Genomic DNA, 18,052 nt, shown 5'->3' with positions numbered 1-18,052 from the left:
CTCTCTCGGCTCCGGTTTTCTTGTTCAATAGTTCTTTTTTCCGTAACCCTCCATCTACTCCCTCTACTCCTGTTCAAAATCCGTTCCTTCTTCAGAACTTACGGAACAGACCGACTACATGGCCGAGAATGTCTACATGCGCCGGGCGGATGGGTTCCATGGCGTCATTTTCCGGCTTGAGCAGAATCTGCTTGCCGTCTTTCCAGAAACGCTTGACCGTGGCTTCTTCGCCGTCGACCAACGCCACGACAATATCGCCGTTTTTGGCGCTGTCGCTGGGGCGGACAAGGAGAAAGTCGCCGTCGTGGATGCCGACATTGATCATGCTTTCACCGCTGACGGTGAGCATGAACAGGTCTTCGTTGCCCCGGCCCAATAAGGATGCAGGCAAGGGGAACGTATCTTCAATGTTTTCTTCCGCCAGAATTGGCAAGCCTGCGGTAACACGGCCCACCAGAGGGACGGGGATCATCTCTTTTTGACGCCAGGGAGATTCGGAAACAAGCTCAATGGCTCTGGGCTTGGTAGGATCCCGCCGAATGAGGCCGTCTTCTTCCAGCCGGTTTAAGTAGCCATGAACGGTGGAACTGGAGCTGAGTCCGACAGCAGAGCCGATCTCGCGGATAGATGGGGGATAGCCGTTGGTCCGCAGTCGTTCGCGGATGAAGCTGAGAATTTCAGCCGGCTTGTCGCCGGTGCGCTTGCGTGGCATCAGGCTCACCTCGTTATTCTTGAATTTTTCCTCAGTATACCAGAAAACGCTTTGCTTTTCAAACTCTTGTTCGCATTAAACCTGCAGGGAAGAAGCATGACAGCGGCGAATTGGCAATAGTAGGCAGTTAGTGAAGGAGGACTTGTTATGGTCCATACGCATCTTGTTTTTGATACAGGCATTGGCCGGAAGAAACCGGAAAATATTGTGCATAAGGAAGCTTCCTGTCCGTTTTGTGATCGCCAGGGACTGAGCGGCGTCCTGGCGGAGGAAGGCCCCATTCTTTGGTTGAAAAATAAATATCCTGTTTTTCCGGACGCTTACCAGACGGTGCTGGTAGAAAGCTACACTTGCGACGAGGAACTTTCGACCTATGCGCCGGAGCATTTGCAGGCGGTTATTGGCTTTGGCCTGGAAAAATGGCGGGAGCTTTCACGGAGCGGACAGTTTCGTTCGGTATTGTTTTTTAAAAATCATGGGCCTTGTTCCGGGGGCTCCATGCGTCATCCTCATATGCAGATTGTCGGGCTAGACCATATTAACTACCAGCACAGCATGGAGGAAGAAGCCTTTCGTGGCATTCCCATCTGGCAGAATGGCGAGGTGGAGGTAAATCTGTCGACGCAGCCGAGGGTAGGCTTTTTTGAATTTAATATTCTTTTACAGAAAGAAGGGGCTATTGCACCTTTTGCCCATGGAATTCAAGCGGTGGCGCATTATATTCTGAATCATTTTCACCGTCATTGCAGCAGCTACAATCTGTTCTTTTATGAAAACGGCGGTGCGGTACGGGCGAAAATGATGCCGCGTTTTGTCTTGTCGCCGGTCTATGTAGGCTACGGAATTCCTCAGGTTTCCAGTCAGGTGGAAGAGGTGACGGAATTTGTGCGCACCCTGTATTTTGCCAAAATGACATATTGATCTTGCTTTTACGGCGCTTTTAGCAAAGAGGTCTTTCTGACGCGGAGAAGAAAGCTGCTAAGCCGTTTGTATGCGTGTTGTATATTAAATGCAAAATTCTTGAAAAATGGTTTTGTCGTATTATGTAGTTTTTTGATTAGGCTCCTTTCATACTATAAACAGAAACTGGAACGGGCGTACCTGGCAGAAGCACGGCTGGTTTCCCAAATTATTTTATAAGGGGGCGTACGCATGGCAGAAGAAAAGAAATCTGGCGGTATTGGTCTCACTACGCAAATCTTCCTCGGTCTTATTCTAGGCGTCATTTTTGGCTATCTCTTTCCTTCCTATGGTGAACAGCTCAAACCTATTGGCGACATCTTTATTCGTATGATTAAGATGATCGTGGTGCCTTTGATCTTCAGTTCCTTGATCATGGGCATTGCGGGCACAGGCGACTTCAAAAAATTGGGTCGTTTGGGCGCGAAATCCATTTTGTGGTTTGAATTGGCAACCACGGTGGCTCTGTTTGTAGGTCTGCTGGTAGTTAACGTCTTTGAACCCGGCGTAGGCGTGCAGATCGTTTCGAGCGATCCTTCTGCGGCAGCAGCTGCTGCTAAGAAATCCATCAACATGATGGACATGCTGATTAAAATTGTTCCTACTAATGCGGTAGATGCAGCGGCGCGCGGCGATATGCTGCAGATTATCGTGTTCTCCTGTTTCTTTGGTGTAGCAACGGCTGCAATGGGCGAAAAGGGCAAACCGGTTTTGCAAGTCGCCACAAGTATTGCGGAAGTTATGTTCAAATTTACCCATTACGTCATGTGTCTGGCGCCGATTGGTATCTTTGCCATGATCGCCTTCACGGTTGGCAAATTCGGCTTAGGCATGCTGATTCCGTTGATGAAACTGATCGGATCGTTGTATTTTGCTCTGGCATTGTTCCTCTTCTTGGTCTTCCTGATGGCGACGATCATCTTCCGAATCAATTTCTTCCAATTGCTGCGGGCCATTAAGGATCCGCTCATGCTGGCCTTCTCGACGGCTTCCAGCGAGGCGGCTCTGCCGTCGGCAATGGAAAAGCTGGAGAAATTCGGTGTTCCTCGTCACATCATCACCTTTGTGTTGCCTACAGGCTATACCTTTAACCTGGACGGTTCCACTCTCTACAGCGCCTTGGCGGTTGTTTTTATCGCCCAGGTGTACGGCATTCACTTCCCGATTGAAACCCAGCTACTGATGGTTATCACTTTGATGCTTTCCACAAAAGGCATCGCGGCTGTTCCTGGCGCTTCCCTCATCGTTATCGCCGGTACCGCTGCTGCGTTTGGCCTGCCTGTTGAAGGCATCGCCATCATCCTCGGCGTAGACCGTATTCTCGACATGGCTCGTACCGCCTGCAACCTGGTAGGTAACTGCGTAGCTGCTGTTGTTGTGGCCCGTTGGGAAAACGAGCTGCCTGACGAAGTGTTGAAAGTAGCTTACACGAAAAATTATAGCGAGTAAGTTCCGGTAAAAAAGGAATTTACCAACTTTATCACGAAAAAAGATGTGGACAAGAGACCCGTAAGGGGTCTCTGGCCACATCTTTTTTATGCAAAACAAGAGACGGAACGCAAGTGAAGTACGAGTTTTGTTTGCTACAGCCAATGCTCATCGTTAGCTATATAGCAGTCCCTGCAGGAGGAAGAATGTTAGGAACGTCTTATTTGTCCTTGTGGCAAACTATGCTGCTTGTGACAACTTTCTTTGCCCTTGGCGGCATGATTACAGTGCACCCTTTCAACAGCCCCTTTCAGCTGTCTTTTGCACCGGTGATTTTCAGCTCTCTTTTGATGTATTTTCGCCGTCTTTCCGTGGAATATACCGCTTTTTTCGGCAGTATTGTCATGGTCATTTTACGGGTAGTAACTGATGTCTCTACCTCCAATATGGAACTTATGGAGATTCTGCTGGAACGAGCGCCGACTTTTTTCTTTTATATTATTTACTCCATTGGTTTTAATTTGACCCGGGTGCGGGAGCAACGGGACAATGTGCTGATGACGGTCATGCTGCTGACCATTTGCGACGGCTTTTCCAATGCAGCGGAGCTGGCCATGCGGGGCGAACTTTTTAGCCGGCCGGCGGATGTTACTTTCGGCATCTTAGCGGGCGTAGCCATTGCCAGGGCGGTGATGGCGGTGTTCATCTGCTACGGCTTGAGGGAAGCTCAGGCGGTGGCGCTGGCGGAAGAACAGGTGGCCCATTATAATGAGTTGACGCTCCTTATTGCGCAGCTCAAAGCGGAACTGTTTTACTTGCGCAAATCTTCCAGGGACATTGAGCAGGTTATGGTGGATAGCTACGGCTTGTATCAGGAGATGCAGAACTGCCAATGCCGGGAGCAGGAACGTCATCTGTTGGTAGCGGATCAGGCTTTGGCTATTGCTCGTAATATTCACGAAGTAAAAAAAGATTATCAGAGGGTTGTGGCAGGCATTGAGAAGGTGCTGGAACCATCCGAAGGCGATCGTAAGAGCCTCTTGTCAGGCATTTTTCAGCTGATTGAGCAAAATGCCAGGCGGGTGCTGGCGCAGCGCGGCGCCGACGTTTCTTTGCAGTTCGAATGCCGCCAGGATTTTTGGACGGATCAGCACTATGTCATTGTGTCGATTTTAAATAATCTGCTGATTAACGCCATTGAAGCCTGCGGTGACAAAGGGGCGATTCAAGTTAGCGAATCCATAGAAAAAGATACGGTTATTTTTGAAGTGCAGGACAGTGGTTGCGGCATTGCCGAGGCGGATCGGGAGCTTATTTTTCAACCGGGCTATTCGACCAAGTTTGATCGGCGTACTGGCGCCATGTCCACCGGCTTGGGCTTGTCTCATGTACAGAATCTGACGAAGCTTCTGGGAGGCCAAGTGGTGGTGACATCCGGCGAGACCGGAGGGACTCATTTTTATATTTCTATTCCCACTGTGCGGTTGATTGCCTGAGGGTTGCGACAAAAAGGATAAAGGTGGCGAAACAATGACATTGCGTTTGGTGATTGTAGACGACGATGCAGGGGTGCGCCGTATTTTGAAAAATATTATTGCCGAGTACCGCTTGGGGACGGTGCTGGGCGAGTGCAGCGACGGTCTTTCTGCGGAACGAGTAATTGCGGACTTTCAGCCGGATTTGGCGCTGGTGGACTTGCTGCTTCCAGGTCAGGACGGTTTGACTCTGATTGATCATGTAAGCCCTTCTCTACCCAACACGACGTTTATTATGATTTCCCAAAGTGAGAGCCAGCAAATGATTACGAAGGCGTACGAACGAGGCGTCAGCTTTTTCATTCGCAAACCCATCAATGTGGTGGAAGTGGTAAAGGTTATTGAGCGGGTGGCGGAAAGTCAGCGGCTGCGGCAAGCTTTATCATTGATTTCTGAAACGGCGACCCGTATTACCGGGCCGGTGCACGGAGCCCATGGGGAAAACGCCGAAAACACGCTGCGTTCTCGTGTGTATCGCAGCTTTTCCGATATAGGTATTTTGGGCGAGACCGGTGCGAAAACGATCTTTCAGATGATTGAGCATATTGCGCCCCTTTTGGCGGATGGTACCAGCGAGTACCAGTTGAGTGACATGTACCAGCAAATTTCGGAAAAAACTTCTACTGATACCAAAACCATAGAGCAGCGCGTCCGGCGGACGATTACCAAAGCGTTGCAGAATATGGCGAATCTGGGCGCGGAAGACTATGATAATGAAAAATTCCAGACCTATAGCACAGCCCTTTTTGACTTTAAGGAAGTGCGCCAGGAAATGAACTATATTCAAGGAAAAAGTCCGTATCACGGAAAAATCAGCGTACGCAAGTTTTTAGAGGGACTTATCTATTTGGCTCAGGATTAGGAATTCTATACTGAATTTCGCATAAGGCGATTCCCATTTCTTTTTTTGTAGGGCAGGATTTGCCGGAAGGCAGCGCGAAGGAGACAAAACAACCGCAATCTTGTGCAAGGAGGGGACTGGTATGGAAACCGCAGGCAAGACGATTATCCGGGAAGAGGTATTTGCACAGTTGGCGCTGGGCGCCATGGAGAAGCTGGAGGTTGTGCCGGTGGCGGCAGCTGAGGGGACGCTGCTGGAAAAGGCCAAGGCGCTTTTGAGCCGCATGGGCCCCCGGATTGTGGTAAAAAAAGATGAAGAAAACCGGACGGTGGTTTTGGAGCTAGGCATTGCCGTACCTTATGGCACGTTTATTCCAGAGGTGGCTTCCCGCATTCGTCGGCAGGTGGCCGAAGAAATTCGCCAGGTTACCTGTTGGGAAGTGGAGCGCATTGATGTGCTTGTGGAACGCTTGCTTTTCCCGGCGACGCCGGGAAAAGAAGATTGGCCCGAATGGCCGCCGGTTATGTAGATACTAAGGAGGCGTATGATGGAACAGGGCGTAAAACCTACAGTGGGATTTATCGGCATTGGCGTGATGGGCAAAAGCATGGCCGGGCATTTGCTGGCGGCGGGCTATCCTTTAGTGGTCTATAACCGGACGAAAGCGAAAGCAGAAGCGCTGCTGGCGCAGGGCGCCGCTTGGGCCGAATGCCCAGGGGCGGTGGCTAAAGCCTGTGATGTGGTCATTACGATGGTTGGCTATCCTAAGGATGTGGAAGAGACCTATTTAGGAGAAAACGGTTTAATTGCTAAAGGGCGCCAGGGGGCGTTGTTTATTGACATGACGACTTCTAGTCCGGCTTTGGCCCGACGTATTGCCGCCGCGGCCAAGGACGCCGGCATGGCAGCCTTAGATGCGCCGGTGTCGGGGGGCGATGTTGGCGCTCGCGAAGCGCGGCTGGCTATTATGGTTGGCGGTGAGACGGCTGACTTTGAACGGGCCAAGCCTATTTTTGATTTGCTGGGCACGAATGTGGTTCATCAAGGCGAGGCAGGCGCAGGGCAGCATACAAAAATGTGCAACCAGATCGTCATTGCCGGGAATATGGTTGGCGTGTGCGAAGCGTTGGCTTATGCTAAGACCGCCGGCTTGGATCCGGCGAAGGTCTTGGGCGTCATTGGCAGCGGCGCCGCCGGCAGCTGGTCGCTGAGCAATTTGGGACCGCGTATGCTGGACGGCGATTTTGCGCCCGGGTTTTATGTGAAGCATTTTATTAAGGATATGACGATCGCCTTGGAAGAGGCGGCGGCTATGGGCCTAGAGACGCCCGGTCTGGCTTTGACCAAGTCCCTGTATGAGCGCTTAGCGGCGCTGGGCGAAGCCGATAGCGGCACGCAGGCTTTATACAAACTATATGTGAGGGAGGATGTGCCATGTTGAAGGAATTAGTAGCGAAATCACGCAGTTACCGCCGTTTTGACGAAGCGGTGAAAATCAGTCGGCAGACGCTGGTGGGTCTGGTGGATTTGGCTCGTCTTTCTCCGTCAGGCGCGAATATGCAGCCGCTGAAGTTTTACGTGTCGGCGGATGCGGAAAAAAATGAGAGCATTTTTCCTACCCTTGGCTGGGCGGGATATTTAAAAGAGTGGGCCGGCCCGGAAGCAGGCGAACGTCCCACAGGCTATATTTTGGTTCTCAAGGACAAAGGCATTGCGCATGTGGCTGGCATTGATCACGGCATTGCCGCGCAAAGCATCATGCTCGGCGCTGTGGAAAAAGGCTTAGGCGGCTGCTTTATCGGCAATATAGACCGGCCGCGCTTGTTTCAAGTCACCGGCTTGTCGCCGGATGATTATGAAATTCTGCTGGTGCTGGCTTTAGGCAAGCCGATAGAACAGGTTGTTGTAGATGACATCAATGAAAACAGCGATGTGAAATATTGGCGTGACGCTTCCGGCGTGCATCATGTGCCTAAACGGACGCTGCAAGAGTTGGTGGTCGGCTGATGATTTGGTATGTGATTGCAGCGCTTTTAAGCGCAGGGGTGTATGGTTTTGGCGGAGAAATCGGCTTGACTCCTATGTTAAAATGGATCGCTATCGGCTTGCTATGGGGCGCAGCTGCGCACTTTGCAGGGCGCGGCAAGGAGGGGTATTATCATAAAAAGTGGTATAAGCTTTTTTAAGCTCATTCTTTTAGTTGGTTTGTTGTGCCTAACAGGAGGCGGAGCGGCGATGGCTGCACCGCCTCCTCCTGCCGTTATAGCCGAAGCGGCGGTGGTGGTAGACGGAGCCAGCGGGAAAACATTGTTTGCCAAGAACGCCGATAAGGTGATGTATCCAGCAAGTACGACCAAGATTATGACTTGCTTGGTGGCTTTGGAACGGGGAAACTTAGACAGCGTGGTGACCGTTGGCTGGCGGGCCGCCCGCACGGACGGCTCCTCGCTGGATTTGCGCGCCGGCGATAAGCTGAAGCTGCGGGAATTGCTTACAGGGATGATGGTTGTTTCCGGCAATGATGCCGCAGAGGCTGTGGCGGAACATGTTGGCGGCGGCTCTCGGTCTCGCTTTATTCAATGGATGAATGAGAAGGCGGAATCCCTAGGCATGTCCAAAACACATTTCAGCAATCCTCATGGGTTGCCGGATCCAGTGAACCACTTCACAACGGCGGAGGATTTGGCCAAGCTGACCTTGGCGGCGCGGCAAGAACCGGAATTCCGGCGCATTGTAGCGACGAATGAACGGAATGTTACCTTTTTGAACCGTCGGCCAGTGTTTGTGCGCAACACCAATCGCTTGTTACGGACTTTTCCTGGGGCGGACGGCGTGAAGACCGGTTATACCGATGCTGCTGGCGAATGTCTGGTGGCTTCCGCCACTCGTCAAGGAAAATCCGTGGTAACCGTGATTCTCAACAGTGATTTGCGTTGGGAAGAGGCTAAATATTTACTGGAGTACGGCTTTGCTTCACTTTAAAAGCAGAGGGATAGATGATGAGTAATCTGTTGGAAGTAAAAAAATTAAGCGTAACGATAGGCGGGAAAGCACTATTGCAGGATATTTCTTTTGCCGTAACGGCCGGGGACAGTGTGGCGGTGGCCGGTCCGTCCGGCTGCGGCAAGTCGACTCTCTTGCGCACCTTGTGTCTTTTGACGCCTCCTAGCGGCGGCGAAGTATTTTTTGCAGGCAAGGAGTTTCGCAGTTATTTGCCGCCGGATTTGCGGCGGCGTATTGGCTATGTGCCGCAAAAAGCCGTACTTTTTGGTAAAACCGTGGAGGAAGACTTGGCGTATCCCTTTCAGATTGCCAAGCAAAAACCGGATGAGGGTCGAATGAAAAAGTTGTTGGCCGCCGTAGGGCTGGCTGCGGCTTTTTTTAGCGCTAAAACCGAGACTCTGTCCGGCGGCGAGGCGCAGCGGGTGGCGCTGGTGCGCTCGCTGCTGGCGCAGCCGCAGGTGCTGTTGCTGGATGAAAGCACGTCCGCCTTGGATGTGGCGGCGACGGCGCAGGTGGAAGCACTGCTGCAGCAGCTGCGCAGCGAGGAGGGGTTAACCCTTTTGTGGGTGTCCCACCAGGAGACGCAGGTGCGGCGCATGGCGTCGCGCGTGCTGGGGCTGCGCAGCGGTGAGGCGGTATTTTGGGATCGCGTAGAGAAGTGGCCTGCAGGAGGTGTGGTATGAGCAATGAAGCGCTGATTTTGTCATACGGCCTGATTTTGCTGGCCATGGCTTTGTCGCAGCGGGAAAAGCTGGGCTTGAGCAAGGAGATGTTGATTGGCAGCCTGCGGGCGGTGGTGCAGCTGGTGGTAATCGGCATGGTGCTGTCCTTTTTGTTTGACGCCGACCATCCCGCGCTGACGACGCTGCTTTTGTGTGTCATGCTTTATACAGCGTCCGGCGTGTCAGCCCAACGCGGCAAGGATGTGCCGGGGGCCAGGCGGATTGCCTGCATTTCCATTGCGATATCCATGGTGGTCACTTTAGGGACGTTGGTGCTTTGCGGCGCTATTACCTATCGTCCCAGCGAAGTGGTGCCTGTAGGCGGCATGGTGGCAGGACAGTCCATGGTGGCTGTGGGACTGTTATTGCGGACCTTGGCCGGATCTTTTGCTTCGCGCCGAGCGGAAGTAGAAGCTCGGTTGGCCTTAGGAGCGGCGCCCAAAGAAGCGGCGGCCGTTCTTATTCGCGACAGTCTGCATACCGCTAGCGCTCCTATGGTAGATGCTATGAAAACGGTAGGTTTAGTGCAGCTTCCAGGTATGATGACCGGCCTAATTCTGGCGGGAGTGGCGCCGACAGAAGCGATAAAATATCAAATCATGGTGACCTTTATGCTCACCGGCGCTGTGGTGACGGCTTCCTATGCGGCTGCGTACCAGGCGTATCAAGGGTTTTTCGGATTGTACGGCTCGGTGCGGCAAGGAACCGGCGATTGAAAGCAAAAGGGTACTCTTGGGACGGAGGATGGATTGACAGAAGGGGTCTTTATGAGAGAAAATAATAAGATAGGTGCAGTATTTCCTGAATATGTACTTGTGGCAAGGAGCTTAAAGGAATGAATGACATCTTTCTTTCTTTCGTATCCTATTTATGGAGCATAGGGATTAAAAGTAATGTGGAGGTTCTTGCAGTTGTGCTGCTTCCGGAAGTGGCTTTGTTGGGACTTATTTATTTTATTTTTATGCATGTAGAAGAATTGGGGTTGGCTGCTTTTTGGGAACAGGAGCAACGCTTGCTGGGAGAGCGCTTAGCGCGCTATAATCTTCAGCATGACCGGCGATTGCGCGAATTGAACCGTCCTCAAGGCGAAGACGCGGCTGCAAAGCCTCAAGGGGACGCGGCAGGCGCCGCCTATACGCAGGATCAGCTTGTTAAGGATGTAGTTGGTTATCTGCGCGATGAGGAAAGCAAGTAAAGGAGGGCTTCGTAAAGGATGGAAAAGAAAACGTACATACGCTGGCTATGCACGGTGATGACTGTGTTTTGCTTTGTGGCTGCCTTGCCGGCGGCGGCTTGGGCGAAAACCATCTTGTTTGTGCCGCAGGATGATCGGCCGGTGAGTTTTAGAGAGGCTGTAGAAACAGCGCAGGCTGCTGGTTTTGAGGTGTTGACGCCGCCGGCAGAGTTGCTGGCCAGCCGGGGACGCGAAGGCAACCCCGAAGCGGTTTGGGACTGGGTGATGGCTAACGGCAGAACCGTGGACGCCATGGTGTTGTCGGCGGATACGCTGGTTTACGGCGGCTTGGTAGATTCGCGCATTCATCATCTCGGACCTGATTTGCTTTGGGCGCGGCAGACGCGCTTTGACAAGCTGAAAAAACTCAACCCAACGGCGCGGCAATATGTGTTTGCGACGATTATGCGGACACCGCGCATGACTGCCGGCGGCGTGGAGCCTTCTTATTATGAGAAGCATGGTCCTAATATTTTTGAGCTGACGGTTTTACTGGACAAGGAAGATGTTTTGGGCCTGACAAGCGAAGAAAAGCGTCAGTTGAAAAAGTTGAAAGAAACCATTCCTAAGGATGCATTAGAAGATTGGTTTTCGCGGCGGGATAAGAATTTCCAGATCAACCAAATTTTTGTAGATAAAACCATTAAGGGCGATATTCAATATCTGCTGCTGGGACGGGATGACACCGCACCCTTTTCCCAAACGCACAAAGAAGCCAGACTGCTGGTGAAGCAGGCGGCGCAGCTGCCGGCCAGCCGTTTTGCCTCCTTTCCTGGAGCTGATCAACTGGGCATGCTGCTGTTGACCCGCGCGATTAACGACTTGGAGCATCGTGTGCCGGTTGTGTCGGTACAATATGCTTTGGGCACTGGCCCTAAATCGCTGCCAACCTATGAGGATCAGCCTATTGGTAAGAGCATTGTAGATCAGATCGTTTCTGCTGGAGGCATTGTGCTGCCGCAGCCGCAGAAGCCGGATTTGGTGCTGGCGGTGCATACGTCGCCAGACGGCCATACGGATGAAGCTGAGTGGGTCACTAACATCACGTATGCTAGTGCAGGAACGAAGCAGTTTGTGGCTAATGTAGCCAAAGAACTTGCCAGAGGACAGGCCGTGGCTATCGGCAACATTTCTTTTGTCAATGGTTCGGATAATTCGTTGATGCAGGAATTGAGCGACCAGAAGCTGCTGGGCAAGCTGACAGCCTATTCCGGCTGGAATACGCCGAGCAACACCTTGGGATTCGCTATTTCTCAAGGCATGCTGGCGCCGCAGATGACGACAACATCGCGGCAGAAGCTGCTGGCGGAACGCTATTTGGATGATTGGGCGTATCAGGCCAACATTCGCAGTCAGCTGAATCGGGAAATCGTTTACGCCAAAGGCGGCAGCCTGGTGCAACTGGATGCTCTTGAAGGAGAACTGACTGTAGCGGCGCAGAAGAAACTGCGTGAATTTGCTAAAGAGTATCTGGACTTTTTGCAGCCCGAACAGGTGCAGGTGAACTTTCCCTGGAACCGGATGTTTGAAATCGATGTGCGGATTACACCGCCACAGAAATAAGAATCACAAAAAGCAGACGTCCTTGCAGGGGCGTCTGCTTTTGCGTTGCCAGAAAGCGTATATTTTACGGTCGCAAACCCCGATTCATCAAGGGTTGGGAGGCGTTGCATCAAACGGACGGCATACTTGTATTTGAGACAAGATTTGCGCGCGCCTCGAAAAAGCTAGTTAAGTCGGCAGTTTCTTAACTCGCTGCGCTCAAACAGGCGAAACTGTAATCCGTCTTAGCTAACTTTTTCGTCCTGCGGACCGCCTTGCTCCAATAAAAGTCTCAAATGCAAGTATCACCGCCGCCTCCCTGTTTCGTACCCGCCGTTGCCTCCTTATACTCTTGTTTAAGATGCGCTTATTCTCTTTAATCTTCAAAAAAGGAGAAATTCTCTCTGGCAGTGAATTGTTACATGATATCAAGACGGCAAAAAGGAGAAATAAACGATGTCTCAGGTGCACGGAGTGTTAGTATTAGTAGCTTTGCTGTGGGGACTCAATCCGCCAGTGATGAAGCTGGGCCTGGAAGAGGTGCCGCCTATGGCGTATAATGCCATCCGCATGGTGGCGGCTTTGGCAGTGGGGTGGGTTGTTTTCCGGCGGGCGGCGGTGTGGCTGCCTTTAAGGCGTGAGGATTTGCGGCTGCTGGCGGTGTCCAGCTTCGGCTTTTTTTCGTTTCAGATTTTCTTTACCTTTGGCGTGCAGTTGACGACCGCCGGTAATGCCTCCTTGATTTTGGGGCTGCTCCCGGTGAGCGTCGCGATCATTAATCGCATACATGGCCTGGAGGGAATTCGGCGTCTGACGGTGGCGGGGATTGCTGTTTCACTGCTGGGGGTGCTTGTCATGGTTTGGGGCGCTGGCAAGGAATTCAGCTTAGCTGGACCGCATGTATTGGGCGGGGTGCTTTTGCTTTGCGCACAGCTTGGTTATGGTTACTACACGGTTTTTTCCCGGCTGCTCCTTGTGCGGTATTCGCCGTATCAAGTTACGGCGTACGTAATCTTGACGACTACGGTCTTGTTTGTCTTGGTCGCTTTGCCGGATATGCTGGCGGTAGATTGGTCGGCGCTGTCGACGGTGGCATGGAGCAGCGTCCTTTATTCCGGCGTTTTTCCGCTCAGCCTGGCTAACGGTCTTTGGGTATGGGCTACAGGCAAGGTGGGGAGCACCACGGCTTCTCTATACAATAATTTGGCGCCAGTCTTCGCCGTGGCAGCGGGGTATGCTTTTTTGGGCGAGGCCTTTGGAGTCGTCCAGGCCTTGGGAGCAGGGGTCATCTTTGCTGGCTTGTATTTGACGCGCTGGGCCCAAAGGCGTCCGTGAAACAAGCGTTTCCTGTAAGCCGCCTTGCAAAAAGAAGAAATTTGAATCGCGTCCTTACCAGACGCCTGTGTCAAAACAAAAGCTCGCTCAGCTCCTGCGCAGCTAGTTGAAAGGGAAATCCGTAACTCGCTGCGCTCAAACATCCGGATTTCTATTCCTTTCCACTACCTTTGCAGGCCCTGCGGACCGCTTCGCTTGCAAAAGTTTTGCCCCAGGCGCCTGGCGCGGACCTCGCTGTTGCCTAGCTTGGTACTCTTGTTAAAAAACATACCCCGTTCCCTCATACGTATCCTCCGGTTCTCATCGCGACTATTGTTCAATTCTCGTACTACTCTGTTTTCCTCTGTTCCTCTGCTTACTCTGTGTTCCGTTCCTCTCTATCGTACCCTCCCTCTACTCCTGTTTAAATTTAGTTTTTTCCCGCTGACAGACTGTTGTCAGCGGGCTTTGTTATGATGGAATAAATCAGAAGTGCTTGAGCGGCTGGAAGGACTTCCGTCCAAAGGCGGCGAAAAGAAAAAAGAAACTACGTTCGTATTCGGAGGTGGCGTATGCGCTTTTTACATACATCGGATTGGCATTTAGGCCGTCTGTTTCATGGCGTACATTTGACGGAGGACCAGGCTTATGTTTTGGAACAACTGGTGGTTTTAGCCAAAGAAGCCAAGGTAGACGCCGTGCTCGTAGCCGGGGATATTTATGACCGAGCGGTGCCGCCGGCGGAAGCGGTGGAACTTTTGAACGAGGTATTGCAGAAGTTGGTGTTGGAGTGCGCCTTGCCGACGGTATTGATCGCCGGCAATCACGACAGCCCGGAGCGGCTGGGTTTCGGGAGCGCTCTTTTGGCGCGTCAAGGTTTACATGTGGCAGGGCCGCTGCAGGCGCAGCAGCCTGCGCTTATTCTGGAAGACAGTGCAGGTCCGGTGCATATTCTGTCCTTGCCTTATGCTGAGCCGGCAGCGGTTCGCTACGCCTTGGGGGAGGAGGCGGCGGATCATGATGCGGCTCTGCGCTGTCAAATAGCGGCTGCCTTGGCAAAGGTGCCGCAGGGAGCCCGCAAGGTGGCGATAGCGCATGCTTTTGTGGCTGGCGGAGCGGCCAGCGAGTCGGAGCGCCCCTTGTCCGTGGGCGGCAGCGGCATGGTGGGGGCGGATGCTTTTTCGGCCTTTGACTATACGGCATTGGGCCATTTGCACGGCTGTCAGCAAAGCGGCAACAAGGTCCGCTATTCCGGTTCGCTGCTGAAATATTCTTTTCAAGAGGCGGCGCAGACTAAGGGCGTTCATCTGGTGGATTTAGCGGCGGATGGCGCAGTGACGGTGGAGACGGTGCGTCTGACGCCGCGGCGCGATGTGGTTTGCTGGCAGGGAAGCTTTCAAGAGCTGTTGGCGCGGCCTAAGTGCAGCGATTATTTAATGGTGACCCTAACAGACGATGCGCCGGTGCTTGACGCCAAGGGGCGGCTGCAGCAGCAGCATCCGGAAATTCTGCATTTAGAATACGCTCGCCTGCAAAAGCTGAAAGAGCAGCAAGGCGTGCAGGATCATCGCCGTTTGGGACCGGAAGAACTGTTTGCCTGCTTTTTTCGCGAAGTGGCCGGCCGGGAATGGAAGCGCGAAGAAGAGGCGCTTTTTGCCGCTTTAGTAGAAGAAGAATATCGGCGGCAGCGGGAGGTGGGCTTATGAGGCCGTTATGGCTGCGCATTCAGGCCTTTGGCGCTTATGCGGCGTCGCAGACGCTGGATTTTTCTTGTTTAGGAGATGTGCGTTTATTTTTAATTCACGGGCCGACCGGCGCTGGAAAAACGACCGTGTTGGACGCGATTTGCTTTGCTTTATACGGCAGCGCCAGCGGCGATTTGCGAGAGGTGCGCCATTTACGCAGCGACTATGCTTCGCCTCAAGAGGCTACCGAGGTGGAGCTTCGTTTTGCTGTGGGTGAGCGAATCCTGCGTGTACAGCGGCGTCCAGAACAGCAGCGGCCTAAATTGCGGGGCGAAGGCTTTCGCCAGATTCCGGCGGAAGCGATTTTGTATGAAGAAGGGCCGGACGGGGAGAAATTGCTGGCTTCTCGTTGGCAGGACGTCACGCGCCGTGTGGAGGAGATCTTGGGCTTTCAAGTGGCTCAGTTCCGGCAAGTGGTGTTGCTGCCCCAAGGGCAGTTTAGGCAACTGCTGGTGGCCGGCTCTAAAGAGCGAGAAGAAATCTTGCAAAACCTTTTCCGCACGGAGCTGTACGCGCGCTTGGAGCAAGGATTGAAAGACAAAGCGCAAAGCGGCGCGAAGCGCTTTCAGGCGCTGCGCGATGAAGAAGCATGGCTGTTGACAGAAGCGGGTACTGAGTCGAAAACGGACTTGCAGGAGCGCTGCGCGATCGCGCAACAGGCTGCAGCAGAAGCGCAGCTTCGCCTAAATGCCGGACAACAGGCGGCGGAAGAACGCCGTTTGGAACTGGCGGCGGCGCAGCAAGCGGCGGATCGTTTTGCGGAAAAAGAAGCGGCGGAGGAAGAGGCGCTGCAATTGCTGGCCGGCGTTGAAGAGGCGGCAAAGCTGGCGGCTCGAGTAGAAGCGGCGCAGCAAGCAGCCTCTTTGGAGGATCTCTGGCGGCAATGGCAGCAGTTAGCGCAAGAAGCGGCATCCCAAGAAAAAGAAAGCGGTCGTGCAGAGGCTAACGCCGCTGCGGCGACAGCGGCGAAGGAAGCCGCCCGGGATGCTTGGGAAAAACTGCAGCCCCAAGAAGCGGTTTTGCGGCAGCTTCAAGCTAGGCAGTTAGAGCTGGAGGGTCAGGCGAAAGAGTACGAACGCTGGCAAACGGCGCGGCAGCAGACGGCGGAGCTAAAAAAGGCTTGGGTCCAAGCGCAAGAACTGGCGGCGCGGCAAGAAGAGCTGCTGCAACAGCGGCAGCAAGAGTGGAAAGCGCTGGAAGCTAAGCAGCAAAGCTTAACTATGGCAGGTGAAAAAGCGCCGCAGCTGGAGAGGGAAGCGGCCAGGCTGCAAGGGAGGCTGTCTGTTTTGCAGCGCCTGACGGAGCTGCGCGTGAAACTGACAGAACAGGCGCGGCGTCAGCAAGAGCATTCGGTAACGCTGCAAAATGCTTGCGCCAGCGAGGAAAGCGCCAGGCGAACCTTAGGGGCGCTGCGGCAGCAATGGCAGAAACAGCAAGCCGCGCTGCTGGCCGCTGAATTAGAGGCGGGAGAACCTTGTCCGGTTTGCGGCGCCCTGGATCATCCCCAAAAAGCTTCTTTTGCAGGTATGCTGCAGCCGCAGGATGTGGAGCAGGCCGAAGCGGCGTGGCTGAAATGGCAGCAGGCCCATAGCAAGGCGTTGGCGCAGGCGGCGCAGCAGGAAGCGGCGCAAAAGCTGCTGGCAGAGCAGGAAAACCAGTGCTTGCAGGAGCTGGGGGAGAAGCAGGAATTGTCTCTTCTTGAAGCGAAGGCGGAGGCGCAACAGGCGGCGGAGCTGGCGCAACAAGCGCAGCAAGCCTTGGAAGAAGCAGCTCGGTGCGCTGAAAAACGCCAAGAAGAGCAGAAAAAGCTGCTTCAAGCCGAAAAAGAGCGCGAAACGGCGCTTTCTGTCAGAGATAAAGCCGGCAGCGCCTTAGAGGCGGCCAAGGCGGTGCTGCAGGAATGTTCCGCACGGGTACCGGAAGCGTTGCGCCAGGAAGGCGCGCTGGAAGCGGCGCGGCGCGCGTGCGCCCAACAGCTGGAGCAAGTGCAGACTTCTTTGGTCCAGGCGGAGAAGCTCCTCCGCGAAACGGCGCAGCATTTTGAAACCGCGCAGGCCTTGTCTAAACAGGCCCGAACGGCGGCAGCGGCAGCGGCGGCGAGACTGGAGGAAGGAAAAACTCTTTGGCTGCAGCGCTTGCAGCAGAGCGGTTTTGCGGGACAGGAAGCGTTTGAACAGGCGCGGGCCGCAGAAGAGCAGCGGCTTTTGTGGGGACAGCAGCTTGAAGCAAGGCGGCAAAAAGAGGCGGCGTCGCAGGAACGTGTGCGGCGGGCCCAGGAGGCGGTGGCTGGGCAGACGCCTCCGAATTTGGCGGTGTTTGCAGCCGCGCAGGAACAAGCGTCTGCTGCGGAGGCGGCCTTGAGGGAAACAAAGGTTCGCTTGGAAGAAGCCTGGAAACGAGACCAGGAGCGATTGGCGCGTTTGCAAAGCATCGCCAAAGAATTAGCGGCCGTGGAGGAAGCGCAAGGCGCGGTAGCGGCGTTAGCGGCGATGGCGGGAGGCGGAAACGCGTTGAACCTGACCTTTCAGCGTTATGTGCTGCGTACATTGCTGGATGATGTGGTGGAAGAAGCGAATGCGCGTCTTTCCTTAATGAGCCGGGGGCGTTACGCCCTGCAACGGTCCAGCGTGCTGGCGGACGCCCGCAAGGCTGGCGGCTTGGATTTAGAGGTGTTCGACAGCTACACTGGCGTGCCCAGGCCGGTGGGAACCTTGTCCGGCGGCGAAAGCTTTTTGGCATCCTTGGCGCTGGCCCTGGGGCTTTCCGATGTGGTGCAGGCCTATGCGGGAGGCATGCGTTTGGACACGATTTTAGTGGACGAGGGCTTTGGTACTCTCGACCCGGAAGCGTTGGAACTGGCTATGCGAGCGTTAGTGGATTTACAGAGCGGCGGCCGGCTGGTAGGGATTATTTCCCATGTGCCGGAGTTGAAGGAGCGGATTGGCGCGCGCCTGGAGGTCATTCCCGGCGAGCGGGGCAGCCGCGCGATTTTTCATTTACCCTAGGGCGTGAGGAT

General features: G+C 53.8%; 17 protein-coding genes. 16 read left to right on the top strand and 1 reads right to left on the bottom strand.

Annotated features, from left to right (window positions below; all coding sequences use genetic code 11):
* Nucleotides 1-91: 91 nt before the first annotated feature.
* Nucleotides 92-712: a transcriptional repressor LexA gene (gene lexA, locus PHF27_RS01255; protein ID WP_300065089.1), complete on the bottom strand. Its 621-nt coding sequence runs from the start codon at nt 710-712 to the stop codon at nt 92-94.
* A 147-nt stretch (nt 713-859) separates the two neighbouring features.
* Between lexA and PHF27_RS01250 the strand changes: the two genes are divergently transcribed.
* The 16 genes from PHF27_RS01250 (at nt 860) to PHF27_RS01175 (ending at nt 18,041) form a co-directional block, all read left to right on the top strand.
* The gene (locus tag PHF27_RS01250; protein WP_300065087.1) at nt 860-1,633 is read left to right on the top strand and encodes a DUF4931 domain-containing protein; all 774 of its coding nucleotides are present in this window, start codon (nt 860-862) and stop codon (nt 1,631-1,633) included.
* A gap of 231 nt (nt 1,634-1,864) precedes the next feature.
* The gene (locus tag PHF27_RS01245) at nt 1,865-3,121 is read left to right on the top strand and encodes a cation:dicarboxylase symporter family transporter (RefSeq protein ID WP_300065085.1); all 1,257 of its coding nucleotides are present in this window, start codon (nt 1,865-1,867) and stop codon (nt 3,119-3,121) included.
* 185 nt (nt 3,122-3,306) lie between these two features.
* A complete protein-coding gene (locus PHF27_RS01240; protein ID WP_300065083.1) occupies nt 3,307-4,596 on the top strand; it encodes a sensor histidine kinase in 1,290 nt (429 codons plus the stop codon).
* Between the two features lie 34 nt (nt 4,597-4,630).
* Entirely contained in the window at nt 4,631-5,497 is an 867-nt protein-coding gene (locus PHF27_RS01235; protein ID WP_300065081.1) for a response regulator, read from the top strand.
* A 121-nt stretch (nt 5,498-5,618) separates the two neighbouring features.
* On the top strand, nt 5,619-6,005 hold the full coding sequence (locus PHF27_RS01230) for an Asp23/Gls24 family envelope stress response protein (RefSeq protein ID WP_300065079.1): 387 nt from the start codon (nt 5,619-5,621) through the stop codon (nt 6,003-6,005).
* A 15-nt stretch (nt 6,006-6,020) separates the two neighbouring features.
* A complete protein-coding gene (locus tag PHF27_RS01225; RefSeq protein ID WP_323441100.1) occupies nt 6,021-6,917 on the top strand; it encodes an NAD(P)-dependent oxidoreductase in 897 nt (298 codons plus the stop codon).
* Nucleotides 6,911-7,483: a nitroreductase family protein gene (locus PHF27_RS01220; RefSeq protein ID WP_300065077.1), complete on the top strand. Its 573-nt coding sequence runs from the start codon at nt 6,911-6,913 to the stop codon at nt 7,481-7,483. The genes PHF27_RS01225 and PHF27_RS01220 overlap by 7 nt, the downstream gene beginning before the upstream one ends.
* Nucleotides 7,483-7,662 carry a hypothetical protein gene (locus tag PHF27_RS01215; RefSeq protein ID WP_300065075.1) on the top strand — a complete coding sequence of 60 codons (180 nt, stop codon included), beginning with the start codon at nt 7,483-7,485 and terminating at the stop codon, nt 7,660-7,662. The genes PHF27_RS01220 and PHF27_RS01215 overlap by 1 nt, the downstream gene beginning before the upstream one ends.
* A 49-nt stretch (nt 7,663-7,711) precedes the next feature.
* Complete coding sequence (locus PHF27_RS01210) at nt 7,712-8,458, top strand: D-alanyl-D-alanine carboxypeptidase family protein (RefSeq protein WP_300065073.1); 747 nt, start codon at nt 7,712-7,714, stop codon at nt 8,456-8,458.
* 14 nt (nt 8,459-8,472) lie between these two features.
* Complete coding sequence (locus PHF27_RS01205; RefSeq protein WP_300065071.1) at nt 8,473-9,162, top strand: ATP-binding cassette domain-containing protein; 690 nt, start codon at nt 8,473-8,475, stop codon at nt 9,160-9,162.
* Nucleotides 9,159-9,917: an iron export ABC transporter permease subunit FetB gene (fetB, locus tag PHF27_RS01200; protein WP_300065069.1), complete on the top strand. Its 759-nt coding sequence runs from the start codon at nt 9,159-9,161 to the stop codon at nt 9,915-9,917. The genes PHF27_RS01205 and fetB overlap by 4 nt, the downstream gene beginning before the upstream one ends.
* Nucleotides 9,918-10,036: 119 nt before the next feature.
* Entirely contained in the window at nt 10,037-10,396 is a 360-nt protein-coding gene (locus PHF27_RS01195; protein ID WP_300065067.1) for a hypothetical protein, read from the top strand.
* 18 nt (nt 10,397-10,414) lie between these two features.
* Nucleotides 10,415-11,998, top strand: coding sequence for a DUF4127 family protein (locus tag PHF27_RS01190; RefSeq protein ID WP_300065065.1), 1,584 nt, complete (start codon nt 10,415-10,417; stop codon nt 11,996-11,998).
* Nucleotides 11,999-12,433: 435 nt separating this feature from the next.
* On the top strand, nt 12,434-13,312 hold the full coding sequence (locus tag PHF27_RS01185) for a DMT family transporter (RefSeq protein WP_300065063.1): 879 nt from the start codon (nt 12,434-12,436) through the stop codon (nt 13,310-13,312).
* 551 nt (nt 13,313-13,863) lie between these two features.
* Nucleotides 13,864-14,997, top strand: coding sequence for an exonuclease SbcCD subunit D (locus PHF27_RS01180; protein WP_300065061.1), 1,134 nt, complete (start codon nt 13,864-13,866; stop codon nt 14,995-14,997).
* On the top strand, nt 14,994-18,041 hold the full coding sequence (locus PHF27_RS01175) for an SMC family ATPase (RefSeq protein ID WP_300065059.1): 3,048 nt from the start codon (nt 14,994-14,996) through the stop codon (nt 18,039-18,041). Before PHF27_RS01180 ends, PHF27_RS01175 begins: the two co-directional genes overlap by 4 nt.
* The last annotated feature ends 11 nt before the right edge of the window (nt 18,042-18,052 follow it).

This window comes from Anaeromusa sp., from assembly GCF_028691475.1.
Classification (GTDB): domain Bacteria; phylum Bacillota; class Negativicutes; order Anaeromusales; family Anaeromusaceae; genus Anaeromusa.
The sequence above is the reverse complement of the archived record's forward strand: the minus strand, read 5'-3'. Positions and strand labels throughout refer to the sequence as shown.

Coding starts and splice junctions, on each gene's coding strand:
- lexA (WP_300065089.1), bottom strand. CDS start 712: ATGCCACGCAAGCGCACCGGCGACAAGCCGGCTGAAATTCTCAGCTTC.
- PHF27_RS01250 (WP_300065087.1), top strand. CDS start 860: ATGGTCCATACGCATCTTGTTTTTGATACAGGCATTGGCCGGAAGAAA.
- PHF27_RS01245 (WP_300065085.1), top strand. CDS start 1,865: ATGGCAGAAGAAAAGAAATCTGGCGGTATTGGTCTCACTACGCAAATC.
- PHF27_RS01240 (WP_300065083.1), top strand. CDS start 3,307: ATGTTAGGAACGTCTTATTTGTCCTTGTGGCAAACTATGCTGCTTGTG.
- PHF27_RS01235 (WP_300065081.1), top strand. CDS start 4,631: ATGACATTGCGTTTGGTGATTGTAGACGACGATGCAGGGGTGCGCCGT.
- PHF27_RS01230 (WP_300065079.1), top strand. CDS start 5,619: ATGGAAACCGCAGGCAAGACGATTATCCGGGAAGAGGTATTTGCACAG.
- PHF27_RS01225 (WP_323441100.1), top strand. CDS start 6,021: ATGATGGAACAGGGCGTAAAACCTACAGTGGGATTTATCGGCATTGGC.
- PHF27_RS01220 (WP_300065077.1), top strand. CDS start 6,911: ATGTTGAAGGAATTAGTAGCGAAATCACGCAGTTACCGCCGTTTTGAC.
- PHF27_RS01215 (WP_300065075.1), top strand. CDS start 7,483: ATGATTTGGTATGTGATTGCAGCGCTTTTAAGCGCAGGGGTGTATGGT.
- PHF27_RS01210 (WP_300065073.1), top strand. CDS start 7,712: ATGGCTGCACCGCCTCCTCCTGCCGTTATAGCCGAAGCGGCGGTGGTG.
- PHF27_RS01205 (WP_300065071.1), top strand. CDS start 8,473: ATGATGAGTAATCTGTTGGAAGTAAAAAAATTAAGCGTAACGATAGGC.
- fetB (WP_300065069.1), top strand. CDS start 9,159: ATGAGCAATGAAGCGCTGATTTTGTCATACGGCCTGATTTTGCTGGCC.
- PHF27_RS01195 (WP_300065067.1), top strand. CDS start 10,037: ATGAATGACATCTTTCTTTCTTTCGTATCCTATTTATGGAGCATAGGG.
- PHF27_RS01190 (WP_300065065.1), top strand. CDS start 10,415: ATGGAAAAGAAAACGTACATACGCTGGCTATGCACGGTGATGACTGTG.
- PHF27_RS01185 (WP_300065063.1), top strand. CDS start 12,434: ATGTCTCAGGTGCACGGAGTGTTAGTATTAGTAGCTTTGCTGTGGGGA.
- PHF27_RS01180 (WP_300065061.1), top strand. CDS start 13,864: ATGCGCTTTTTACATACATCGGATTGGCATTTAGGCCGTCTGTTTCAT.
- PHF27_RS01175 (WP_300065059.1), top strand. CDS start 14,994: ATGAGGCCGTTATGGCTGCGCATTCAGGCCTTTGGCGCTTATGCGGCG.